Source organism: Lysinibacillus sp. NPDC097162 (assembly GCF_044762185.1).
In the GTDB taxonomy this organism is placed as follows: domain Bacteria; phylum Bacillota; class Bacilli; order Bacillales_A; family Planococcaceae; genus Lysinibacillus.
In genome coordinates this window covers 1664753-1685444 of record NZ_JBIWDT010000001.1, presented here as the reverse complement: position 1 = coordinate 1685444, position 20692 = coordinate 1664753, and the positions used below count along the sequence as shown (strand labels likewise).

Sequence of the window (20692 nt, the reverse complement as noted above, 5' to 3'; positions counted from 1 at the left end):
TTAGATTTTCGAATGAACTCGATAAATAATAACAATTATATTTCTAGTAAAAGAAAGGTTAGTGTTGAAAGCTAAAGGTGTTTTAAAAAGAATTACTATAGGTATTGTTAGCTCACTTTTTATCTCTAGTGTAGCTAATAGATTAGCAGGAAGTCATATAAGCTATAGCTACTGAGGAGATAGTCGTATTTATATATTTTATCCATGGCCATCAAAGACGTTGACAGCTTATATATTTCTTTCAGAGATCCTATTCTACTATGAAATCTGCTATTTTCCCATCTAGATTTTTAATCATCAACATCGAATTTTCCTGAATGATTCCTGTATCTACGAAACCAAATGAAACGTATAATGATCTAGCTATGATATTACTTGTTCGATAAAAGAGGGCTACATATTCTGCTTCCCCATATGGCATGGTTTCAATATCCATCAACATTTTTTCAAATGCAATTTTGCCATATCCTTTTCCCTGATAACTCTTTTCAATCATAATATGCCAAATAAAATAGCACTTCTTCCCGTAAAAACCTTCATTTTCAAATGATTCATGATCCAGCGTATCGTAAATATACATCAAAAATCCGACCGCAATTCCATCAGCATAAATGGCAATGGGAGTCGCAGGTATCCCATCTGCGTTCAACATATGAGCGTCTGCAAAGCTTCTGAGGTTAGTAGTTTCTATAAAGTCTTTCTGGTTTTCTCCAACTTCAAGCGCAATTACTTCATCTATGTTATCCCCGGATATTTTTCGAAATTCAATCATTTTTTATCTCCTCTCCTAAGACAAGCTACTCCTATACATACCTAAAATATTTCAAATAACCTTTCCATAATTCTTAAAATAGAGTACACAAAATATTCAATAATGCTAACTTTTTCCACTACGATTTCTCATCCTTTTTCCTGTCAAAATTCATCGTGTTAAGGCAATTGTATCATATATATATTTACAAATTATAGTGTTTTATTACAAATTATAGGTTTTCGTTACAATTGATCATTCTCGCTTGGCGTAAAAGAAGGAAAGGGTTTAATTTATTTCCAATCGAACAATGAATATGAAGATGAGTCCGGTTATTACCATTTTCTTCAGGAAGCGGAGAAAAGTGACGCGCTATTTCAAAGATGTCCTGGGTATTAAATGAGTGAAACGTTCTTCAAATACACAATGAACCTCTTGATTTACAGAAATTCCGGGTATTTGTGCAAGTGTTTTTCGATTATTGTACAAGGTGATTATCGTGATATGGAAGCGATGAAACAATTGTTTACAAACAAACGACGCGAATATGTAAACCTATAAACAAAAACGAAAAAGTCAGCGAAGCGTTAAAGCTGATGATGGATGCACAATAAGCAGTAAATTGCAGAAGGTGAGTGAGGCTATCGATGTAACTGATTAAATGTAATTGATCAGATTGAAGAGGAATTAGTCGATGAACAATAATCTTGCTTATAAGTAAAACTTGTCGTTTCTTGCGCTTACCCGGGAAATTATTTTGCGTATGTGGGCTAGGTGAGTAATTGAAGGAGGGGGGATTGTGTTAAAAGCAACCTCACCTAAATGGTGAGGTTATAATTTATGGCATAATGCAATAAAGATTTGATTATTGCTTCACCCATCGATTTGCAAAAGGAGAGTGGGGTATCCATTTTGCACTTGTAGCCATAATGTTATTTCCTGCTTGGTCAGTAATGGTATTTTTTAATATAACGGCATCATGAATGTGAACTGTACTCATATTCACAAGTATTTGGTGGCTATTAGTATTGTAAATAGCTGAATATAAAAAGTTTATACCCGTAACTGTAATCTGAGCGGCAACATCGGCTCCGTTTTGAACTGGAACACCACCAATATAAGCTTGTTCGCCAATATCAAATGTAAATTGAAGATCATGAATATGGGTAACAGCTACTATAGGCGCTATTGTATCGCTATTCTCGTCTTATCCTTCTCAGTTTTATAACGAGCTTTCACCGTACAGGCGACTTTCATCGCATACGGCGATCCGTCAGCGATAGATGCTAAAACTTATTTCCCCGCGGTTAATAATAAATCAATTTACGTAAGGGCAGTACTGACGAATGTTAATGGTGTTGTTAATACAATAAAAATAACAGTAAGCCTTTGCTTGCGTTTAGTGTGTTACTGAACAATAGGAGGATTAAAAGAAAATAGAGAGATTAAAACATCTCTCTATAATTCAACTATATATTAATATTACTTATTTCTTTCAAGTACTTCGATACGTTTTTCTAATTTTTTAATCTTCATGTCATTAAGTACGGCAATGACTGTCGCTGCTATGGCGAAGGTGAAGACTACATAGGTAACACCAAGCATTAGCATACCTCCTAATTTTTGTGAATTTAATTGTAACACAAAAAAGCCGCAGCGGTTGAAGACGCTACAGCTTGAATTGGAAACACGATATATCTGATTTAAGGTAGACTTAATAAGAAAGCCTTTAACGAAGCGTGCAAACAAGTAAAGTCTTCATGCGTAACTGTGCCATTCTTGAACTACGAGGATTGGAGAAAACAATTTACTGTTGATAGGTGAATAATTAAGGTTTTCAAAAAAAGTATAATAAATCACATCAATAGTATTTCTTTAAAGGTAATTCTAGTATTGGATATTTATGTTAAAATCGGATTGGGTAAATAAATAATTCGAGGTGTGCCAATTTGACAACATATAAAAAATATCTAATTCCCATATGGGCTGTTTTATTTGTTGTGTATTTATTTAAATTGTTTATTTATCAAATTTCTCTATATGAAAAGCCTACTATTATATTTACAGTCATTTATATTTGTACTTCAACTATGATCAGTTTATTTGTAATAGGTGTAAAATCGAATAATAAAAAGTTAACAAATTTTATATCTATTCTAGCTATTATGCTTCTCTTCTTTTGTTCGATAGGTGTGGCTGGCTATTTTAATCATCATAAACATGATGATTTCCAGAAGAAAGAGATTTTATTAACGGGTGCATCGAAGGCATTCCAATCACTTAATATAAAAAGTGAAAATATAGTATCTGTTGAGGTTGGAGAATATACAAAAAAGGATGGTTTTCCTTTTAGATATAAAGTGAAAGTCGTAAGTTCTGACTCTGAAAAACCCTATTATTTTGAATGCTCAGATGATAAATGTGAAACGATGAGAAGGTATACATATCGAGTAGAAGATTAAAGGGAAGTTGGATTGTTTTTAAGGTATTTGTGTTCCTAATATACAAATTCCTTTTATTTTGTTTAAAAACTATTGAAGGTTATGCGACTAAGTAAAAAGATTAACTGTTTATAAAAAAAGTTACATCGTTTATCCATTTGGATGGTATAATTTTACGTATATTTAATTTAGAAGGAAGTGAATTCATGAGAGATTTAGAAAAAATCAAACTCGTGAAGCCACCATTTCCCAAGCTACGATGTTTTTCTTTCAAACCTATAATTATCTAGGAGAGGATTATTTTGAAGAAAAACATCGGAAACAAAACACCAAGCTTATTATTATTGATTGTTTTAGTAGGCTTCCCACAAATTAGTGAAACAATTTTTAGCCCATCATTACCTTCTATTGCAGAAGTGTTTGAAACTTCTATGAGTGATGCACAGCTTACGATGAGTGTATACTTTATCGCATTTGCCTTCGGAGTATTTTTCTTTGGCCGTCTATCCGACAAAATTGGTCGTCGGAAGGCAATGCTTTATGGGCTGTTTTTATATTTTGTTGGTAACGTACTTTGTTTAGTAGCAAATGAAATGGCAGTTTTATTAGTCGCACGCTTTATTCAAGCGTTTGGTGCGAGTGTCGGCTCTGTCGTAACACAAACGATTTTACGCGAAAGTTTTTCTGGTGTTGAGCGGCATAAACTGTTTGCTCAAATTTCAGCTGCCCTTGCCTTCACACCTGCCATTGGCCCATTAATCGGTGGTTTAACCGATTATTATTTTGGCTTTAAATTCGTATTTTTCGTGTTAGTTGCTATGAGCATTATTGTATTTTGCTATGCGTATATACGCTTACCTGAAACAGCGCTAACAACAATCAAAATGAAGCCTATACTACCAATAGTGAAGCGCATGATTACAAATGCGCGTCTATGGCGCTACGGCGTATTAATTGGCGGTATTAACGGTGTATTATTTAGCTATTATACCGAAGCACCATTTATTTTTACGCAATACTTTACACTAACAAGTGCGGTATATGGTTTTTTAGGTATTATCGTTGCGCTCGCTTCTATTGCAGGTGCGATGCTTTCTAAACGACTTGTTAGCCACACAAAACCTGAGAAGATTATCGTACAAGGGTTAGTCATGATGCTCATCGGTACATTGCTCGCTACATCGGTGCATTTTTTACCGATTGTATTACAAATGCCAACTATGATTGTTAGTGTGTTCATTATTTTATTTGGTACAGGTACCGCCTTACCAAACTGTTTAAGCTTAGCACTCGTTGACTTTCAAGATGTCATTGGTTCTGCGGGTGCGATATTTAGCTTAGGTTATTATTTACTGGTCAGCGCTATAATCTATGGTATGAGTGTTTTCCATAATGGCACAGTTTTAGCGATGCCACTATATTTTTTAATAATAGGATTTGTTATGCTTTTAATAAGCGTACCCTTACTTAATAAAAAGCTGTGAATTCTCACGTTACGTTATAGGGGCCACGATTGAACTTTATTTTAAAGCTACTCTAATCGTTCCATTATATTAAAAGATTATCAATTATATTTTTGAACTGCCCCGTAAAAGTTAGACATCAATCTAACTTTTACGGGGGTTTTTTATGGTAAAAGTAAGAGCTGCATTTTCACTCCAAATGGTGTAGTATAGCAAACTAGAACAAGAAATTGATAGTCAAACTCAAGCAACAGTTATGAATTTCAGTCAAAGGAATGAAGTGAATTAATAATGTTGTAAATATAATAGATATTGTTACGTTGTTTTCTATCCTAAATAATTAAAAAGATAGTTCATGGAGAGGATGATTAGATGAGTAAAGACTTTATTATTTTTGGAGCAAGTCAAGGGCTTGGCGACGCCTTTGTAAAAGGTCTACCCACAGAGGGAGATACAGTATGGATGGTGTCAAGAACACGGCCAGAAAGTTTGGATATTAATGATGGCGTAAATCGCAAATGGCTCTCAATAGATTTATCAAGTCAACAACAAATCTATGCTTTAAAGGAAACATTAAAAGACATTGCTATAGATGTATTAATTTATAATGTTGGAGTATGGGAAAAGCATGGTTTCGAGGATGACTATACATTTGATAAGGATGAAATAGAAGATATTTCTAACTTAATCAATATAAATCTAACTTCTACCATTACGTATATTCAGGCGCTTCTACCAAACTTAAGACAAGCTAAAAATGGAAAAGTCATTTTAATTGGTTCAACGGCAGGCCTAGATCATACAAACAGTTCACAAGTTTCATTTGTTGCATCTAAATTCGGCTTACGAGGTATTACAAATGCTCTACGTGAACATTTGAGAAAAGATAAAATCCCTGTCACTTGTATTAATCCAGGGGAGCTGGCTGCAGAAGTACCTTATGAAGAAGGTGCAGAAAAGGCAATTGATTTATATGAAGGTACACGTATACCTGTACAAGATATTGTTTCTATTGTGCAATGTGTGATTAATTTATCACCAGTTTCATGTGTTAAGGAAATTATTATCCCTTCAATAACAGACTTAAATGCTTAATCGTTTCAAAATAAGTAAATTTAATTACAAATATAAAGATTTTAAGCCTTTTACAATCGTCTATGGAGGACTTTTATTAGGCAAAAAGGGATCTGTTCAATGAAAACTGATACACTTGTATGAGGCTCCATGCAAGTGCGCTTGTTTCGTTGGAAATCAAAAGCTCTAAGGTTTTGGGGAATTGATTCAAAGGAATTCACTGCAGTTGACATACGATTTACATGGTGAATGGAAAGTTCATTAGAGTATCCATGAGGTAGCCCCGTAACGGTGTATACATGAACTACGAGGATTAGAGAAAATGATTTAGAGAAAATAAAGTTTAAATTAATAGCGTTAGTTTTCTTAGATCTAATCATCTTTATTGTGTATATAAGTCGGTATTTTTTGTGTAATACTTTAAAATGAGGTAAAATAAACCATATTAACATGTTAAAAGACACGAAAAATTATTTAATAGGAGGTAGAGTATATGAATGATAATAAGAAGAGTGGGAAATTACAAATCTTAGCAATAGTTTTAATAATATCACTATTAGTTGTGGCATTTGTTACTTTTTTCTTAGGTCATTACATGGTCGGTTCAATTTTATTTGTAATCTTTATTATTATTTTGAATGCTATGAGTAGTTGGTCGAGAATGAAAAATACAGAGTACATTCATTTTAAGAATCATAAAAATAATGACAGATGGTAATTAAACCTAGTTTAGCCTATTGTACTTTTTCCTGTTACATATTAATTTACTCATATTTTATTACAAATCTACAGAAGCCATTCATTTTGAATGGCTTCTTATTATGTCTTTTCTCTTCGCTTATATAGTTGATTTAGGTCTAACTTATAAAAAGTCGTTTATCAAACTTTAAAAAGAAGTTAAGCAGTCTAGTATTTCGCTTCCGATGGGAATGTTATGTTTATATGATGGGAAATTTTACTTAAACTAGCACTGTAGGTTAGTTATACAGAGTAGTTAACGTGTGTTTAACAAAACGGGTCAGATTGTTGAATAACAATATACTTCGTATTTTGGTATTGATGTTAAAATATAAAATTAATGAGATAATGAACTAAAACTTAAATCTGTCTTCAATTGAGGGGGGAACTAAGTTGAAAATTATTAAAGTGATGCTTGCTTTAATTATAGTAGTGATTTCAATGTACGGATTAATGACAAAGAATTTTTCTTATGGTCCACTATCATCTTTATTGCTTGGAGTTCTCTTTGCAATTATGGGAATTGAAGAATATAAATTGAAAGGGAAAAATGGTTGGGGACTGCTTCTTATAATAGGATCTTTGTTAATTATTGTTATGGCTCTTTTTAGTTTTTAATTATGTTTGAGTGGCATTAACATTGTAAGTTATTATTCTACAATCGGGCGCGATTCTGTAATAAGAATCAGCGCTCGTTTACATTAAAAGGCCATATTGTTGAAGGCTGCATTGAGATAATGAACTGGAGGGAGGGGTTAGTGAAAAATACATTTAGGAAATATTTTACAAATGTTATATGTTCAATGTTAAAATAAAAGTGAATAGTCTGTATGGAGGGAGAAAGCCATGTTTTGGGTTGCAATCACCATCTATATACTTTTAATAATTAGTTCTTTTATTCTCGAAAAATTAGTGAAACGGAAATTTAATCTTGCAAAGGATATTAAATATAATAAAAGGTTCTCTAAAAATCAAACTTTAATAGAAAATTTAATGTTGATTATATTTTTTATTGGTTTATTTATGTCTAATATTACTGTTCTTGAAAAAAATATCTATCGTCCATTAAATCCAATCCCTACTTATTTGTGGTTATCGCTATATTTATTTGTATTATTTGTATTTAGAGGATATGTGGCAAAAAGAGTTGATACAGATTCGAGAGTATATTACATCCATTTCGTTTTCTCTGTGTGGTTTCCAATTATAATCATAATAGCCTATCACGCTACCAAAATTTTACCATAACCTATTTATTATTAATTAAACAGCAGGGACTTTTGTTAAAGTTATTGAAATAAACCAGCTATAGAAACTCCTTTAGTATTCAACGATCGGGCGCGATTCTGTAATAAGAATTAGCGCTCGTTTTCATGAACGGGCCCAAGTTATTAGATAACAACCTTATGTTAAATTTTACCTAATTTTGATTTAGTAGCCTATATAAAATCTCGTTGATAAGAAAAATAAAAAACAGATAGGACAGTATCAATAAATAATACTAGTTCTACCTGTTTCATTAATCAAACTTTTCTTACCTCGAACTATACTGAATATTAAGCTACTTTTTTTGCCTGTAATAAACTCAGATAATCCATATAAAAATAATTAACGAAAATGGCATAAGACGATTTGTTATAAATGAGAGCCCACAATTGATTTTGACAATCGTTAGCATTGGTTCAAAAAAACCTGTAGCCTCCATCGTATTCATATAATATTATGCTGTTTCGTTTTCATGTCAGTTGGGAAGTCACCATCGACAAACATAAAAATGCCTGATTCAATTATAATCAAACTAAGTACGACACGGATATCGTATATAGTCTGGGTCAGTTCGTTATAGAGTTTCCTTTTTTAAAAATTATTTTACGCCTGGCACCCATCCAACATTACGTTTCATCATGTTCATTAGCGGTTCTGGAATGTTATTATCACGACTCATATCCATTTCAGTAATAACTGGTTCACCAGCCGCTACTTTTTCTACCCAGTGTGGTTCAATTAATAGCTCGCGACCAAGTGCAAGTAAATCAGCACCTGTTTCCATCGCTTCTTTCGCATCTTCTGGTGAATAAATAGAACCAACGCCTATAAACGGTACACGACCGTCAATCACGCGTTTTAAAATTTTAATACGATTTTCTTTTTCACCGCTATATCGACGCGCTTCTGCACGGAAATCACCTAATGAAATGTGTAAGTAATTGAGCTTTTCATCTGCTAAACGATCTACAAGTTGAACGGTTTCATCTAGAGTGATACCGTCTTCTTCAGGCTCTTCTGGGCTAAAACGATAACCAACGATAAATTGGTCATCAGCATATTGCACTTTTGCACGGTTTATACTATCGATAATATTTAATAAGAATGTCATACGCTTTTCAACAGTTCCACCGTAACGGTCTGAACGTTTATTTGTAAGGCCTGAAAAGAATTGTTGTAATAAATACGTATTGGCACCGTGAATTTCCACACCGTCAAATCCTGCTTCAATTGCACGACGTGTCGCTTCACCAAATGCTAAGACTATTTCCTCGATTTCTTCTACCGTTAATGCACGAGCCACACCGCCATCTGCTGCAATGGTTTCACTTGCGCTTACGACATCACCGTTTGGCACAAGGTCACGTACTGCTTGGCGTCCACCATGATAAATTTGTAAAATTGCTTTTGCGCCACCATCATGTATCGCATCAGCAATACGTTTTAAGCTCGGAATATATTCATCGCTATGCGCAGAGATTTGACCTGGGAAGCCTTTCCCATTAGGAATTACGTAAGCACATGCTGTAATGACCATACCGACGCCAGATGAGCGCTCACGGTAATATGTAATTTCCGCTTCTGATACGGTATCATCAGCATTAGCTGAGTAAGTTGTCATTGGCGCCATCACGTAACGATTACGAATTGTGACGCCGTTATTAAAAGTAAATGGTGCTAAATAAGTTATCATGTTATTCACTCCTTCTAAAACAAGAGTAAATTTATCGGATTTAAAAGTCAAAGATTGCGCTTTACTACTATATTTTATTTGCTGGATTATTATAAAAAAAGCAATAGAACATAGGGGGACGGACCCAAATTAGAAGGCCGAAAAGACGTATGAGCATCGATAATCTAAGATATATTATCAAACGCATATCAAACGCATATCAAACCGAGCTGGAATCCCTATCAACTACTCCATAAGCTTTAGTTCAAGAAAGATCATCTTATAGATAAAACTTTTATATAAGCCCCCCTGTACGTATCTCCTTTTGATTTTTTGCCCAGTAATCGCACTTTTATTGGATATTTATGTTAACATTGATATATATCTGGTATTGAAATCTATATGAAATAATTCCTGACAAATTGACTGGAGGAATAAAAATGCAAGGCTTTAAACGTTACTGCTCATTTGAATGGTTATTTGAGATGACTAATATAAGTTTTAAAGGATAGTAAAAGGAACAAAGTTTTCTTATTCAAATACAAAGGAGAGTGATAAAGGGATATGAAATCATATTCACATAAACCCGAAGTTTACGAATGCCCATTTTGTCGGGTAGTATCAGGTAAAGAAAAATCAAATAAGGGAACGAAACAAAGAGACATTATTTATCATAATAAACATGTAACAGCATTTATCGCAAGCAAGTGGTGGCCTAATAACATGGGGCATGTTCTCGTTGTTCCTAACGAACATTTTGAGAATATATATGAGCTTCCAGCAGAAGTTGGAGCTGAAATTCATCGTGCTGCTCAATTGACAGCGTTTGCGATGAAGAATACATATGGTTGTGATGGAGTTTCTACTCGACAACATAATGAACCTGCTGGAAATCAAGATGTGTGGCATTATCATCTTCACGTGTATCCAAGATATGAAAACGATAACCTATACCTAACCAAAGGTTACTACACTGACCCAGATGAACGTCCTTTCTATGCAGATAAGTTGCGTTCGTGGATAAGTGAAAACTATTGTAGTACCAACAATAGGTGAAATTTTTTGTTATACCGTAATCGGGTGCGATTTTGTAATAAGAATCAGCGCTCGATTTCATTAAAGGGCAAGATTGTAGAATAACACCTTTCATGAAAGATTACTAAAGGACGCTTTGGGACTTTTATTATTTAACAAACTGAGTAATTATTTCAAAGGGAGGAAGAACTGTATAGTTAAAGTTAACGTTATAATATTAAGTTATATAAGAGGAGAAATTATGGGATTATGGTATTTCCTGATATTATTTGTAGGATTATTTTTAGTGATTAAGGGGCTACTTTGGAAAAAAAGATTAAGCTCGCTGCTTATTGGATTATTATGTATTTCGTTCTCAATATTTATGTTTTCTCCAGGAAGTGATGAAATCATTTCGAGATTACTCAATTTGAATTAGAGTGTAAGTAGAATATTTATAAGTATTTTCAATTTGGAAGATTTCATTTGAGTACTTGCTCCACAATCAAGCGATTGTAGAATAATATCGCTATTTTTCTAATCCAAAAACATTAACCTATGAGTTATATTACAACCATTTAATATACGAGGTGTATTTAATTGCTGCCAATTCAAACTGAAGAAATTCCAAGTGAAATAAAAGAATATCTTTTTAACATAGATTCTATTAAATTTCCACGACAAGGTTACGGTTCCGATGTTGGATTAATTGAAAATAATCAAGGATTTTATGCACTCAAAAGGACAAAGGGTCAGGTAAATTGTTCTTTGTTAAATCGAGAAGTAAAAGTTATAAACTGCTTAACTAATGAAACAAATTTACCTATCCCAAAGGTGAAGATATTCGTCGAACAAAAATTCAAGAATGAATCCTGGGCTCTTGTAGAGTTTATAGAAGGCGAAACTGTAAGAACAACTTTATATAACGAAAAAAATAATGAGAAACGACAAGAAATAATATTTAACTTTGGTAATCTATTGAGGCAAATCCATTCAACCCCTTGTCCAAATGAATTAATTGGTGTAAGACCTTGGCTAGATCAAATGTTATGTAATGCAGAACTTAATTTTAAAAAGAACAATGTGGATGGAACAAAAAAATTATTAGAAAAAATTAAATCAATTAAGCCGAATGAATATAAACAAACACTTATACATGGAGATTATACAATTGATAATATTTTAGTCAACAAAGGAGTCATTACAGGTGTAATCGATTGGGGTGGTGGAGCATACGGAGACCCGAGATATGATGTATCTTTAGCTATTAGGCCTAAACTCAATGCCTTTGAAAATGAAACAGATAAACAAACTTTTTTTGAGGGATATGGGGAAAAAATAATTGATGATACTTTGTATGATTATTTTGTAAAAGGATTATATGAATTTTTTTAAAAATACCAATACCGTTCTTCCACAATCGATCGCAATTCGAGAGTAGAGGTTGCACTTCTTCTTTAAGAATCTTGCCATTTAGTCAAATAAAATAAAAGAATTAAATTGGACGTGCTGTTTGGGAAGAAAAGAAAATAACCTTGGGGTGGTTTAATGAAAAAATTCGCATTCGTAATACTATTTGTGCTGTTACTAGTAAGTTGTTCTCAAAAGGAACTTGTTAAAGAGGACAAATTACAATTTGAAATCCAAAATGTTAATGAACAGGAACTAGAATTATTGGTTAATCGTGCAAGTAACTTTACTAAACAAGAAATTGAACTGTATTATGCAGTTATTGTTTTAGATTATCAAATACTAAATGGTAATAAGTTTCACAATTTAACTGTAAAGCATGACTTTGATTGGGATGCATTTATGAGTGAAATTGAATTAAATTATGGACCCAAGTATATGAATGGTGAGGGTAGATCAAGTAATTTTAAAAATGGCAGCTTTAAGCAGGATTCCGAGCGCTTTATTTTTTATGCCAAGGATTTTTCAAGCGAGCAGTTACAAAGCATTTTTGAAACATATAAGATAAACATTTCGTGGCAGCAGAATGCTAATGGTAAAATTGTTGAAGAGACGATTCGAATTGGTGATTTCTTACAAGATAAACGCTGAGTTATTCTATCGCTACAAGTACTGAATAAAGAACATTAGCCCTGTTTTATCCTGGATAGATATTCAACAATTATTCTAAAGCAAATAAAGTCCCCAAGCGCCGTTTGGTAGCAATCAATAATACTCCATAAAAATCTCAAAGCCTCTTTTTATTTGTTTTAATCTAAAACTTGATATTATTTAATTAAACTATTTAAATATCTAAACAAGCCACTCATTATGAAAACAATAACTAGTTTATTTTGAGCAGAAAGCGATAAGAGTTTCTACTGAGCAATAATCGTTATCAAAAAATGCTTTGGAAGGGTTTGTGCTAGACTACTAAACAAACTTGATAAAATAGATAATTGACACACAAATAAGGGTGAAAATATGAACACTATTTTAAAACAATTAACTGAAATTGAAGATGAATTAAGAAAGCCATTTCCTACTGAAGATATTAATAAAATAAGTGAAGATTTTCGAACAGAATTTTTGGATTTATCTGATGAGGATGAGGTGGATTTCTATGAGGATTTTCGATTCTACTGTTCAAACATAGCAGGAACATTAAGTTATGTTTTAGAAGGAAAGACAAATCAAATTCCAACAGGACAAATTGACATGCTGTATAAGTCTTTTTTTGAATACTATAATCAATATGAATTTCTTGAAGACCGGATAGCAAACTATAATCATTTCTTTCATGAATGTAAAATCCATGAGCAAGCAAGAAAATTGTTATTAAAGCTGTTATCAAATAACCATTATCCGTTAAAACAACAGAGTCTTTACACAAAAATAAATCTGAATCTGAATTTTGAGAAATGAACTTGAAATTTATACACCAAAATTTAATATAACGTTCCAAATCAAAGTTTGTACGTACACCAAAAAGTCACGAATGTTGTTAAATCAGCGTTTGTGACTTTTCTTATGAATATTATTTATTCTGCTTTTTATGCAAAGAGCATCTGGTTCTATGAAAAGTAGCAACTCTATTTTGACTGGCAAGGTATAAATTACTTTTCATGTTTTAAAATTTCCCAAATATCACGTAATCTCTTAACTGCCTCTTCTTTCATATAAGGAAGTTCTTTGTAAAATTTCTATAGTTCTGGATTGTTAGAAGTATAGAGATGAATTAAAGCAACATTTGTATGAATTGGCTCTTAAATCCTTGGCTAAAGTTAAATTTAAAGAACCAAAAAGTCTATTTATTGACTAGTATGTTAAATATTTTTTTATATTTAAAAATATTTTATAATTAAAATTGACAATTATATTTCCAGTAAAGGAGAGATTTGCGTTGAAAGCTAAAGGTATTTTAAAAGGAATTACTATAGGCATTGTTGGCTCCTTTATTATCCCTTACTTTTTTCATAGAATAGCTTACGGTTTAGCAGGAGGTTATGTAAGCTTAAGCTACTGGGGAGATAGTTGGTTATATATAGCTTTGTCTATTCCTTTGATTTTATCCATGGCCATAATGGGATATTATCTATCTAGTCAAAACAATGTCCAAAATAAAAAAATGTGGTGGATTAGCTTTTTTGTAACTTTTATTGTCAGCTTATTTACCGGCACGTTGGGTATTATAATTAGTGAGATAATATTACGTGGTAATTTAAATACTTTTAATCTTGAGGGATCGATGATATGGGGTGTCATTTATAGTATTGTACTCCTACCGATAACTGTTCCTTTAGGCAAGTTTATTTTAAGTTTATTGTATATATGGATTCAAAAAAATAAAGTAATTATTTAAGAATATATGCGAGTTACTACTTTCCATTTTTCAAATTTCTAGCCCTAGCTTCTTGTTTTCAAATTTCTTCTGGTTGACGAACCACTTAGAAGGAAGATGTAAAACTAAATTGCTAGGGCTCGTCCAAAGCATCGCTATACCTGTTCTCCTTGACCATTAATATTTCTAAGAAATTATTCCTTTGTAAAATATTTAGGATCAATTTTATCTATAACTGAAACAAAATTATAGAGATCCATTATTAATTTCTCATTTGTTGTTAGATCGGTTTGGTTATTGATAAGAGCTATCCACTCTTTTTCTAACACATCAATATGTTTACCGTAAACCTCATCTATCTTTTTAGCCAAATCCTTATCATTGTATATCTGTTCAAATTTTTCTATTCCATAAGTATCAATTAAATATGAAATAAAAGAAGAAGAATGAATATAGCTCATTTTCATAAGGGCGTTCTTCTCATATTCATTTGTAAATTTAGGACGAAAATAGGAATGGGCATAATTCGTATCTATTAACTTGCTAATAGGTATTAATTTATTTGAATCTATAAAATGCTTCATGATTTGATGAGAATGAATTGTAGTATTTCCGTATTTTTGTTCCATATAATCAGCAAAACCTTCTTGTGTAAAATAACCACTGCTCGTATCAAAATTATTTCCATAACCGAGTATAGAATGTGTCATTTCATGGACAAGTGGATATCGATCATCCTTAATGTCATATAGCAGGATTTCCTTTGCAAAGCCCCATGAATTTTGATTTCCTTCATTGAGAAATATCTGAATTTTGTCAGATGGAACATATGTAGTATGGATTGAATTTTTTATTACTTCATATGCAGCAAGTATTTCTTCTTTAATTGTTTCTACCTTTTCTTGGGGAATCTGAATATTATTAATAACCTCAAAGGTTATTTTACCATCCGGTGTAGTGACAATATTTTCTTCACTTTTTTCTTGTTCTTTAGGAACAACTGGAGCTTGAGTACAGGCTGTTAATAGGAATACTAATATAAGGATATAGCCTCTAAACTTAATCATATTTACCTCCATAAAAATAGTATTTTCTAGTTTATACGGAAATAAAATGTAAAAGTTTCATTTTTTAGAATATTTAAGGAATATATCAACACACAACCGAAAATCCACAATTATAGAGACGAGTAATTGGGGAATCTTTAACGGATCACCATATACTACTTACCAAGCAACAGGAGCAATCCATTCAGAGAAAAGAAATTGAGTGATGTTTAAATAAAAAAAGAGTATTAATCTTTTTTGTTCGTGCAATATATTATGGTTTGGATTGAGTATTCCACTCTTTAAAGTAATCTAAAAGTTCAGCATGAAACTCCATATCTGTATTTAAGATTTCACAGCCATTATCATCATAAAGATGGAAAATACATTTCGTATTAGTATTCACTAAAAAAACATCAGGAGCATAAATACTATGTTTTCTTTTTAGTCGAGGATTTTGAGATAAAAAGTCCTCATGAATACATGTTTTTAGCAGTAATTCTAATTTTAAATCCAAGACTTTACAATATAATTCCATTTGTTGAACTGAAATCTTATCTTCATCGAATAGCCAATTATATTCTTGGAGTAATAATGAATACTTTTTCTTTTGATTCTTTACATATCTTTTAAAAAAGTTTGGATTTACTGTATTTTTTGTTTCATCAGGGTATGAATTTACAACAACAATGACATCATCAGTTTTTTTAAACAACAAACCCACAATTTCAGATACTTGTTTATACTCTATATGAAATCTAGGTAAATAATTTTTATCATAATTTTGATGATTATCATTACCTAACTCAACATGAATACCTGTATCCCAATTATGATAAAAATCTGGCGATAATGCTAATCCATTATAATGTTCTTCCATAAATTTTTTTAATTGCATATAGAGTCACCTTATTTCCACATTATTTTATTATTCATCAATGACGTTACCATTCTTATCTAGTGAAGCTGTTCTTTCACTAGCACCTTTTTTCCATGCCTTTTTCTCACCATTATAGCCTATATGACCTGCTGTATCAGCTTTATTCTGTTGTGAACTATCGTTATATGAATAAGCCAGTGTTTATTAGCAGCGAACTAACTTTTGACGAGATTCTTGTTCAAATGGATGAAGGTCTCGGTACACGCTTTTATCAAATGTGTAAGCAGTTTTTTATTCATATCGATAAGGATTTAGGGTTGAACTACAGATTAAAGTGAGGGGCGCCAAGCTCCTTGATTGGAGGGAGAATGGATGAAGAATGATTATAAACAGATTTTAGCTAAGGTTCGTGAGGCGAGATGTGAGTGGGAACTAAACAAACTCATGAATGAGCTTGACGAATTCAACAAACAAAATTACAAAGCTACTGCTATCGATATCGCTTTGGAAACTGGTGACCGCAGGGCTTTTAATAAATTGGTGGTGTGTGAAACAAATGACTAAAAATTTCACATGGTATGCACCAAATGCAGAGCTGCTGAAATGCCCTGTGCCTGGCTGTCATCACATTGGGACCATCATTACGAAAAAGCATTGCTGGCTAGTGCATGGCATGACGAGAGATGAAGTTGGTAAAAAGTATGGAAAGCCTAAACGCATTTTGACATATAGCGAGAATCAAATTAAAGCGAGGGGTGCGGAATGGGTGAACAATACTTAATTGATCAGATGGTGTTACACACTAGCCTCTACAAAAAATATCAGTACAAAGAAAACGAGATAGGGTTTTATCAGAACCTTGAAGCTTTACGCGTGCTGAAGGGGCTTAACACACAGGACGAGGCTTTGAATTATATTGCATTTACTGGAGGATTGAAGGCTACATGAGACTGCGTAAGGGTATTCAAATTGACAATCTAAATACATTAAAAGTTAGTAGGGAAAGTCAGAAAAGTACTGCTTTAAGGTGTATTATCAGCATATTTGAAGAATAAATTTGAAGGAAACAGTATGAGACTGCGGAGAGTGCCATGGTAATAGAAAGATATTGTGCAGTAAGAGGGAGCATTGTTAACTTTGTTTTTTATATAACAATGCCCTATCAACAGTTAGAGAGCGAAATTTGTAATAATTTCTACAAATTATTTCGTTAATTTGTATTTAAAAATATCGACCTTTCTATGTTGTTCATCTAGAACTGTTTCAATGCGCTCCCAACCTCTATTTTCATAATAGGCTGAGGTGTTTTCAGTCTTTAAAAATACTTGAGTATATCCTAATTTCTTCAAATGTGTTAGCAAGTAGTCCATTAAATAATATCCTATTTTTTGACTCCGATATGATGTTTCAACATATAACGAAGCTAACCAAGGTTTATATTGAGGTCTTTCTTTCCAATCGTTTTCAAATACAGATACTGTTCCTACACATTGACCATCTATATTCGCTACGAAAGTAATTGGAAGTTCATTTGCATTTGTTTCTTTAAAAAAATCGACTACTTCGTCATATGATTTCTTGCTGCTAGTTGGTACAACAAATTCTGTATAGACCATTTTTGCAACATCCTCTAAATGTTCTGGTCGATTTACTAATAAATCAATATTCATAAATACCTCCTACTTTTTAAATCTATATAGAACTAGTGTAAATAAATTACCGAATATTCAATTTCAATTATAAACGATGTAGATAACATTTATATATAGTCAAAGATTTAGATTACTGAACAATAAGAGGAGATAATGAAAAAAGAGCGATTAAAACATCGCTCTAAAGAATTCGTAAAATCCGATATTCATCGGAACAGCCCAAATATAAAAACCTATAAGTGCAACAGGTCCTAAAAAGAAATTATATATTTTGCGAGGAAGAACCTTTTTGAATAAGACAACATAGATTCCCATACAGGCGCTCATAGCAACCACTAATAGAATCATCGGTGGTATGAAATTCCACAAGCTTGTACCAAGTGATAAATCAGAAGATATGTCCATAGCATTACCTCATTATGTATTTTGTGTAAATTGTACCATAAAAAAGCTGCAGCGTTTGAAGACGCTACAGCTTGTACGAAACTACTTGAACTTTTGAGGTTTAGTAACTTTAATTGAAGCTACTTCTCCGCAATTTTGACACACAGTAAAAATAAGTGGTGATCCTATAGAGAGACTATTGTTGACAGGTCTTAATTTAGCATAGCCATCAAGTTTACCTTCGCCGAATGAACTATAGCCGCAGGACTTGCAGGTTAATTTGATATTTTCCATAACTAACATCACCTCAATATGTAATTTATGTAAATTATAACATAGAAAAAGCCGCAGCGTCGTAACACGCTACAGCATAGAATTGGTTTATACCCATTAAGCCTTCTCATAAGCATTATACCACAGCTTAAGGGGGCTAACCTGATGGGCAAACAAGGGCAAATTAAAGTAACGAAAGAGAATTTACTGCAGTGGATTAAGAATTATCATTGGATGGTTGCGACTATTGAAGAAGCACGAAAGCCAGTAGCAAAGGTTGATAATAATAGTTACAATGGGGCAAAAATTGCAATGTACGGTATTGAGGCAACATTACCAAATGCTAGTGGAGGTACAAGTGATTCTGTATTTATTGAGGTGCAACGACGTTTGTATATAAATAACAAACGCATTCAGGAATACGAAAGTAAGGTTGCTGAAGTGCAAAAGCGTATTCCGTTAGTAAAAGGCGATAGAGAGCTGGAAATCCTTCATAGATTGCTAGATGGAGATAGTATGCGAGCTATTGGTAAACACATGAGTTTGTCTAGTACGACACTATTTAGAGTTAGAAATAATATTTTGAGTCAGATGATGAAGTAGCCGAAAGGTTGCTTCTTTTTAGTTATTTTTAAAAGTATTGTTTCTTCAACTGACGGAGCAGTTTAGTTGAACAAGGATAGATGGTAAATTATGATAATAATAGAAATAAAGTAGGGGGATTAATAATGTATACAGACAATAAAAAAGTTTTGAAATTAGTGGAATTTGATAAATATGATGTCATAGGCTTAGTAGAACTTTCGACATCAGTTGGCTGGGATTATGATGAACAAGAAATTAGAACTGTTATGTCATCTGGTAAAATATACGGACATAAAAATGCTGTGGGCAAAATTGTTTCGAGTGCCGCAATAATACCCTATGATACTGATTTAGCTTCAATAGGTATGGTAATTGTTAATGAAGAATATAGAGGATTAGGCTTAGGAAAGAAGGCTACTCAGAAGTGTATAGACAGTGTTTCTCAAAATACCTCAATAATGTTAATTTCAACTGAAGATGGAAAACCTTTATATGAAAACTTGGGTTTTATTACTGTCGATTCTGTACATAAGTATTTAAGTGATAATTATATTCCAACTAGATTGTTTAATAATCTTCAAGAAATTACTCTAGAGAGATACCAAGAGAAAGATATAAATGAAATTATTGAATTAGATTCAGCTGCATTTGGAAATAAGAGGAGAAAATTACTTCTTAACAGGATAAATCAATCAAAACAATGTTTAATTGTTAGAAATCTAAAAGGGAAGATTATTGGATTTGGATTATCCATTTTAGGTCCAGAAAATCTATTAATAGGACCTATTGTAGCACCAGAGGCACAAACAGCTGCTTTAATAATAGATGGTTTAGTTAATAATCATCAAGGAAAGTTAAGGATTGATGTGTCATCCAGTAATGACGAGTTAATGTTGTTCTTAGAAAAAAGTGGATTTATTAAAGTTAGTAATCCTCCAATAATGATAAAGAATTCTATTAAAATGCCAAATAGGAATAAAGAGTTGTTTGCTATTGCTGCACAAATCTTTGGTTAGGAATACCAATATCCGTATTCACCTAACAGTGGCTTTTAATAAAATTGTAAATGTAATGTTTGGAACAAATGTAATAAAAGGAACAAACGTAAAACATGAACGATAGTTTGTGATTAAAAATTTGTATTGTAAACTAGGAGGTAGGTTCGGTGCGGTAAAGGTTTCCTCCCTTCGGTATTAAAAACTAAATATTAGGAAAAGACAGACCGACGACCGACCTGCGCTTGTCATATTAGTTCGGAGCGCGACATACATGGCCGGCCCATATTTTTAAGAGATTAGGTATCTTAATTAATATAAAGGGCTTAAATTGTAATTAATTCCCTCTAATATTTATTTGTTGTATGAGAAATAAAATGAAATAGAGGAGTGGGAAGTTATGCTGACAATTTTTCAAATTGTTTTTACAGTCATAATATTGTCTCTCTCGACGTATGGAATTATTACACATGATTACCACTGGAATTTCTTATTGGTATTCTTCATAGGTTTAGTGATGTTAATTCTAGGGATTAAAAAATTTCAAAGCGAGACAAAGGTTTATGGTTGGTTCTATATGGGAGTGTTTTTGTTTTCAGTAATTGTTTCAATTCAAATCTTCTTTCGATAAAGGAGTGGTTATCATGTGAACTTCGTCTACTTCCATT

At 32.5% G+C, this 20692-nt stretch carries 23 protein-coding genes; 16 read left to right on the top strand and 7 right to left on the bottom strand.

What is annotated here, in order from left to right; all coding sequences use genetic code 11:
- Positions 1 to 250 precede the first annotated feature (250 nt).
- Positions 251 to 772: a GNAT family N-acetyltransferase gene (locus ACIQXW_RS08540; RefSeq protein ID WP_401017062.1), complete on the bottom strand. Its 522-nt coding sequence runs from the start codon at positions 770 to 772 to the stop codon at positions 251 to 253.
- Between the two features lie 1461 nt (positions 773 to 2233).
- Positions 2234 to 2356, bottom strand: a complete 123-nt coding sequence (locus tag ACIQXW_RS08535) for a hypothetical protein (protein WP_401017061.1) — start codon at positions 2354 to 2356, stop codon at positions 2234 to 2236.
- A gap of 344 nt (positions 2357 to 2700) precedes the next feature.
- Here ACIQXW_RS08535 and ACIQXW_RS08530 point away from each other — a divergent pair, with 344 nt between their 5' ends.
- The 6 genes from ACIQXW_RS08530 (at position 2701) to ACIQXW_RS08505 (ending at position 7715) form a co-directional block, all read left to right on the top strand.
- Entirely contained in the window at positions 2701 to 3213 is a 513-nt protein-coding gene (locus tag ACIQXW_RS08530; protein WP_402761159.1) for a hypothetical protein, read from the top strand.
- A gap of 281 nt (positions 3214 to 3494) precedes the next feature.
- A complete protein-coding gene (locus ACIQXW_RS08525) occupies positions 3495 to 4676 on the top strand; it encodes a multidrug effflux MFS transporter (RefSeq protein WP_402761156.1) in 1182 nt (393 codons plus the stop codon).
- 351 nt (positions 4677 to 5027) lie between these two features.
- Complete coding sequence (locus ACIQXW_RS08520) at positions 5028 to 5750, top strand: SDR family NAD(P)-dependent oxidoreductase (RefSeq protein ID WP_340824221.1); 723 nt, start codon at positions 5028 to 5030, stop codon at positions 5748 to 5750.
- A 472-nt stretch (positions 5751 to 6222) separates the two neighbouring features.
- Positions 6223 to 6447 (top strand): hypothetical protein, encoded by a 225-nt coding sequence (locus tag ACIQXW_RS08515; protein ID WP_402761153.1) that lies wholly within the window; start codon positions 6223 to 6225, stop codon positions 6445 to 6447.
- 413 nt (positions 6448 to 6860) lie between these two features.
- On the top strand, positions 6861 to 7085 hold the full coding sequence (locus ACIQXW_RS08510) for a hypothetical protein (protein ID WP_340824223.1): 225 nt from the start codon (positions 6861 to 6863) through the stop codon (positions 7083 to 7085).
- Between the two features lie 228 nt (positions 7086 to 7313).
- On the top strand, positions 7314 to 7715 hold the full coding sequence (locus ACIQXW_RS08505; protein WP_402761150.1) for a DUF4181 domain-containing protein: 402 nt from the start codon (positions 7314 to 7316) through the stop codon (positions 7713 to 7715).
- Between the two features lie 616 nt (positions 7716 to 8331).
- On the opposite strand, the gene ACIQXW_RS08500 is transcribed toward ACIQXW_RS08505, so the two are convergent.
- The gene (locus tag ACIQXW_RS08500) at positions 8332 to 9426 is read right to left on the bottom strand and encodes an NADH-dependent flavin oxidoreductase (protein WP_402761148.1); all 1095 of its coding nucleotides are present in this window, start codon (positions 9424 to 9426) and stop codon (positions 8332 to 8334) included.
- Positions 9427 to 9969: 543 nt separating this feature from the next.
- Here ACIQXW_RS08500 and ACIQXW_RS08495 point away from each other — a divergent pair.
- From ACIQXW_RS08495 to ACIQXW_RS08475, 5 genes are all read left to right on the top strand, one after another.
- Positions 9970 to 10461 carry an HIT family protein gene (locus tag ACIQXW_RS08495; RefSeq protein WP_402761145.1) on the top strand — a complete coding sequence of 164 codons (492 nt, stop codon included), beginning with the start codon at positions 9970 to 9972 and terminating at the stop codon, positions 10459 to 10461.
- A gap of 558 nt (positions 10462 to 11019) precedes the next feature.
- Positions 11020 to 11814: a phosphotransferase family protein gene (locus tag ACIQXW_RS08490; protein ID WP_402761143.1), complete on the top strand. Its 795-nt coding sequence runs from the start codon at positions 11020 to 11022 to the stop codon at positions 11812 to 11814.
- Positions 11815 to 11967: 153 nt separating this feature from the next.
- Positions 11968 to 12480: a hypothetical protein gene (locus tag ACIQXW_RS08485; RefSeq protein WP_402761141.1), complete on the top strand. Its 513-nt coding sequence runs from the start codon at positions 11968 to 11970 to the stop codon at positions 12478 to 12480.
- A 372-nt stretch (positions 12481 to 12852) separates the two neighbouring features.
- Positions 12853 to 13293, top strand: a complete 441-nt coding sequence (locus tag ACIQXW_RS08480) for a YxiJ family protein (RefSeq protein ID WP_402761139.1) — start codon at positions 12853 to 12855, stop codon at positions 13291 to 13293.
- A gap of 478 nt (positions 13294 to 13771) precedes the next feature.
- Positions 13772 to 14230: a hypothetical protein gene (locus ACIQXW_RS08475; protein WP_402761136.1), complete on the top strand. Its 459-nt coding sequence runs from the start codon at positions 13772 to 13774 to the stop codon at positions 14228 to 14230.
- Between the two features lie 173 nt (positions 14231 to 14403).
- On the opposite strand, the gene ACIQXW_RS08470 is transcribed toward ACIQXW_RS08475, so the two are convergent.
- Entirely contained in the window at positions 14404 to 15276 is an 873-nt protein-coding gene (locus ACIQXW_RS08470; protein ID WP_402761133.1) for a gluzincin family metallopeptidase, read from the bottom strand.
- Between the two features lie 253 nt (positions 15277 to 15529).
- On the bottom strand, positions 15530 to 16153 hold the full coding sequence (locus tag ACIQXW_RS08465; protein WP_402761131.1) for a DUF3885 domain-containing protein: 624 nt from the start codon (positions 16151 to 16153) through the stop codon (positions 15530 to 15532).
- 354 nt (positions 16154 to 16507) lie between these two features.
- On the opposite strand from ACIQXW_RS08465, the gene ACIQXW_RS08460 reads away from it, so the two are divergent.
- From ACIQXW_RS08460 to ACIQXW_RS08450, 3 genes are read left to right on the top strand one after another with little or no spacing between them, the layout of a single operon-like run.
- Positions 16508 to 16699 carry a hypothetical protein gene (locus ACIQXW_RS08460; protein ID WP_401017034.1) on the top strand — a complete coding sequence of 64 codons (192 nt, stop codon included), beginning with the start codon at positions 16508 to 16510 and terminating at the stop codon, positions 16697 to 16699.
- A complete protein-coding gene (locus tag ACIQXW_RS08455; protein ID WP_401017032.1) occupies positions 16692 to 16916 on the top strand; it encodes a hypothetical protein in 225 nt (74 codons plus the stop codon). Before ACIQXW_RS08460 ends, ACIQXW_RS08455 begins: the two co-directional genes overlap by 8 nt.
- Positions 16898 to 17083, top strand: a complete 186-nt coding sequence (locus ACIQXW_RS08450) for a hypothetical protein (RefSeq protein WP_340824241.1) — start codon at positions 16898 to 16900, stop codon at positions 17081 to 17083. Before ACIQXW_RS08455 ends, ACIQXW_RS08450 begins: the two co-directional genes overlap by 19 nt.
- 254 nt (positions 17084 to 17337) lie before the next feature.
- Here the strand turns inward: ACIQXW_RS08450 and ACIQXW_RS08445 are convergent, their stop codons facing one another.
- Together ACIQXW_RS08445 and ACIQXW_RS08440 are read right to left on the bottom strand one after the other, a co-directional pair.
- A complete protein-coding gene (locus ACIQXW_RS08445; RefSeq protein WP_402761128.1) occupies positions 17338 to 17805 on the bottom strand; it encodes a GNAT family N-acetyltransferase in 468 nt (155 codons plus the stop codon).
- Positions 17806 to 17955: 150 nt separating this feature from the next.
- Positions 17956 to 18192, bottom strand: coding sequence for a hypothetical protein (locus ACIQXW_RS08440; RefSeq protein ID WP_402761126.1), 237 nt, complete (start codon positions 18190 to 18192; stop codon positions 17956 to 17958).
- A gap of 417 nt (positions 18193 to 18609) precedes the next feature.
- Here ACIQXW_RS08440 and ACIQXW_RS08435 point away from each other — a divergent pair, with 417 nt between their 5' ends.
- Entirely contained in the window at positions 18610 to 19047 is a 438-nt protein-coding gene (locus ACIQXW_RS08435) for a hypothetical protein (protein ID WP_402761124.1), read from the top strand.
- Between the two features lie 125 nt (positions 19048 to 19172).
- Positions 19173 to 20045 carry a GNAT family N-acetyltransferase gene (locus ACIQXW_RS08430; protein WP_402761122.1) on the top strand — a complete coding sequence of 291 codons (873 nt, stop codon included), beginning with the start codon at positions 19173 to 19175 and terminating at the stop codon, positions 20043 to 20045.
- Positions 20046 to 20692: the final 647 nt, after the last annotated feature.

What these genes read in the sequence shown, in the direction of transcription:
- ACIQXW_RS08495 (WP_402761145.1), top strand. Translation starts at nt 9,970, where the DNA reads ATGAAATCATATTCACATAAACCCGAAGTTTACGAATGCCCATTTTGT.
- ACIQXW_RS08520 (WP_340824221.1), top strand. Translation starts at nt 5,028, where the DNA reads ATGAGTAAAGACTTTATTATTTTTGGAGCAAGTCAAGGGCTTGGCGAC.
- ACIQXW_RS08480 (WP_402761139.1), top strand. Translation starts at nt 12,853, where the DNA reads ATGAACACTATTTTAAAACAATTAACTGAAATTGAAGATGAATTAAGA.
- ACIQXW_RS08455 (WP_401017032.1), top strand. Translation starts at nt 16,692, where the DNA reads ATGACTAAAAATTTCACATGGTATGCACCAAATGCAGAGCTGCTGAAA.
- ACIQXW_RS08460 (WP_401017034.1), top strand. Translation starts at nt 16,508, where the DNA reads ATGAAGAATGATTATAAACAGATTTTAGCTAAGGTTCGTGAGGCGAGA.
- ACIQXW_RS08430 (WP_402761122.1), top strand. Translation starts at nt 19,173, where the DNA reads ATGTATACAGACAATAAAAAAGTTTTGAAATTAGTGGAATTTGATAAA.
- ACIQXW_RS08445 (WP_402761128.1), bottom strand. Translation starts at nt 17,805, where the DNA reads ATGAATATTGATTTATTAGTAAATCGACCAGAACATTTAGAGGATGTT.
- ACIQXW_RS08500 (WP_402761148.1), bottom strand. Translation starts at nt 9,426, where the DNA reads ATGATAACTTATTTAGCACCATTTACTTTTAATAACGGCGTCACAATT.
- ACIQXW_RS08515 (WP_402761153.1), top strand. Translation starts at nt 6,223, where the DNA reads ATGAATGATAATAAGAAGAGTGGGAAATTACAAATCTTAGCAATAGTT.
- ACIQXW_RS08485 (WP_402761141.1), top strand. Translation starts at nt 11,968, where the DNA reads ATGAAAAAATTCGCATTCGTAATACTATTTGTGCTGTTACTAGTAAGT.
- ACIQXW_RS08450 (WP_340824241.1), top strand. Translation starts at nt 16,898, where the DNA reads ATGGGTGAACAATACTTAATTGATCAGATGGTGTTACACACTAGCCTC.
- ACIQXW_RS08535 (WP_401017061.1), bottom strand. Translation starts at nt 2,356, where the DNA reads ATGCTTGGTGTTACCTATGTAGTCTTCACCTTCGCCATAGCAGCGACA.
- ACIQXW_RS08440 (WP_402761126.1), bottom strand. Translation starts at nt 18,192, where the DNA reads ATGGACATATCTTCTGATTTATCACTTGGTACAAGCTTGTGGAATTTC.
- ACIQXW_RS08435 (WP_402761124.1), top strand. Translation starts at nt 18,610, where the DNA reads ATGGGCAAACAAGGGCAAATTAAAGTAACGAAAGAGAATTTACTGCAG.
- ACIQXW_RS08470 (WP_402761133.1), bottom strand. Translation starts at nt 15,276, where the DNA reads ATGATTAAGTTTAGAGGCTATATCCTTATATTAGTATTCCTATTAACA.
- ACIQXW_RS08465 (WP_402761131.1), bottom strand. Translation starts at nt 16,153, where the DNA reads ATGCAATTAAAAAAATTTATGGAAGAACATTATAATGGATTAGCATTA.
- ACIQXW_RS08540 (WP_401017062.1), bottom strand. Translation starts at nt 772, where the DNA reads ATGATTGAATTTCGAAAAATATCCGGGGATAACATAGATGAAGTAATT.
- ACIQXW_RS08505 (WP_402761150.1), top strand. Translation starts at nt 7,314, where the DNA reads ATGTTTTGGGTTGCAATCACCATCTATATACTTTTAATAATTAGTTCT.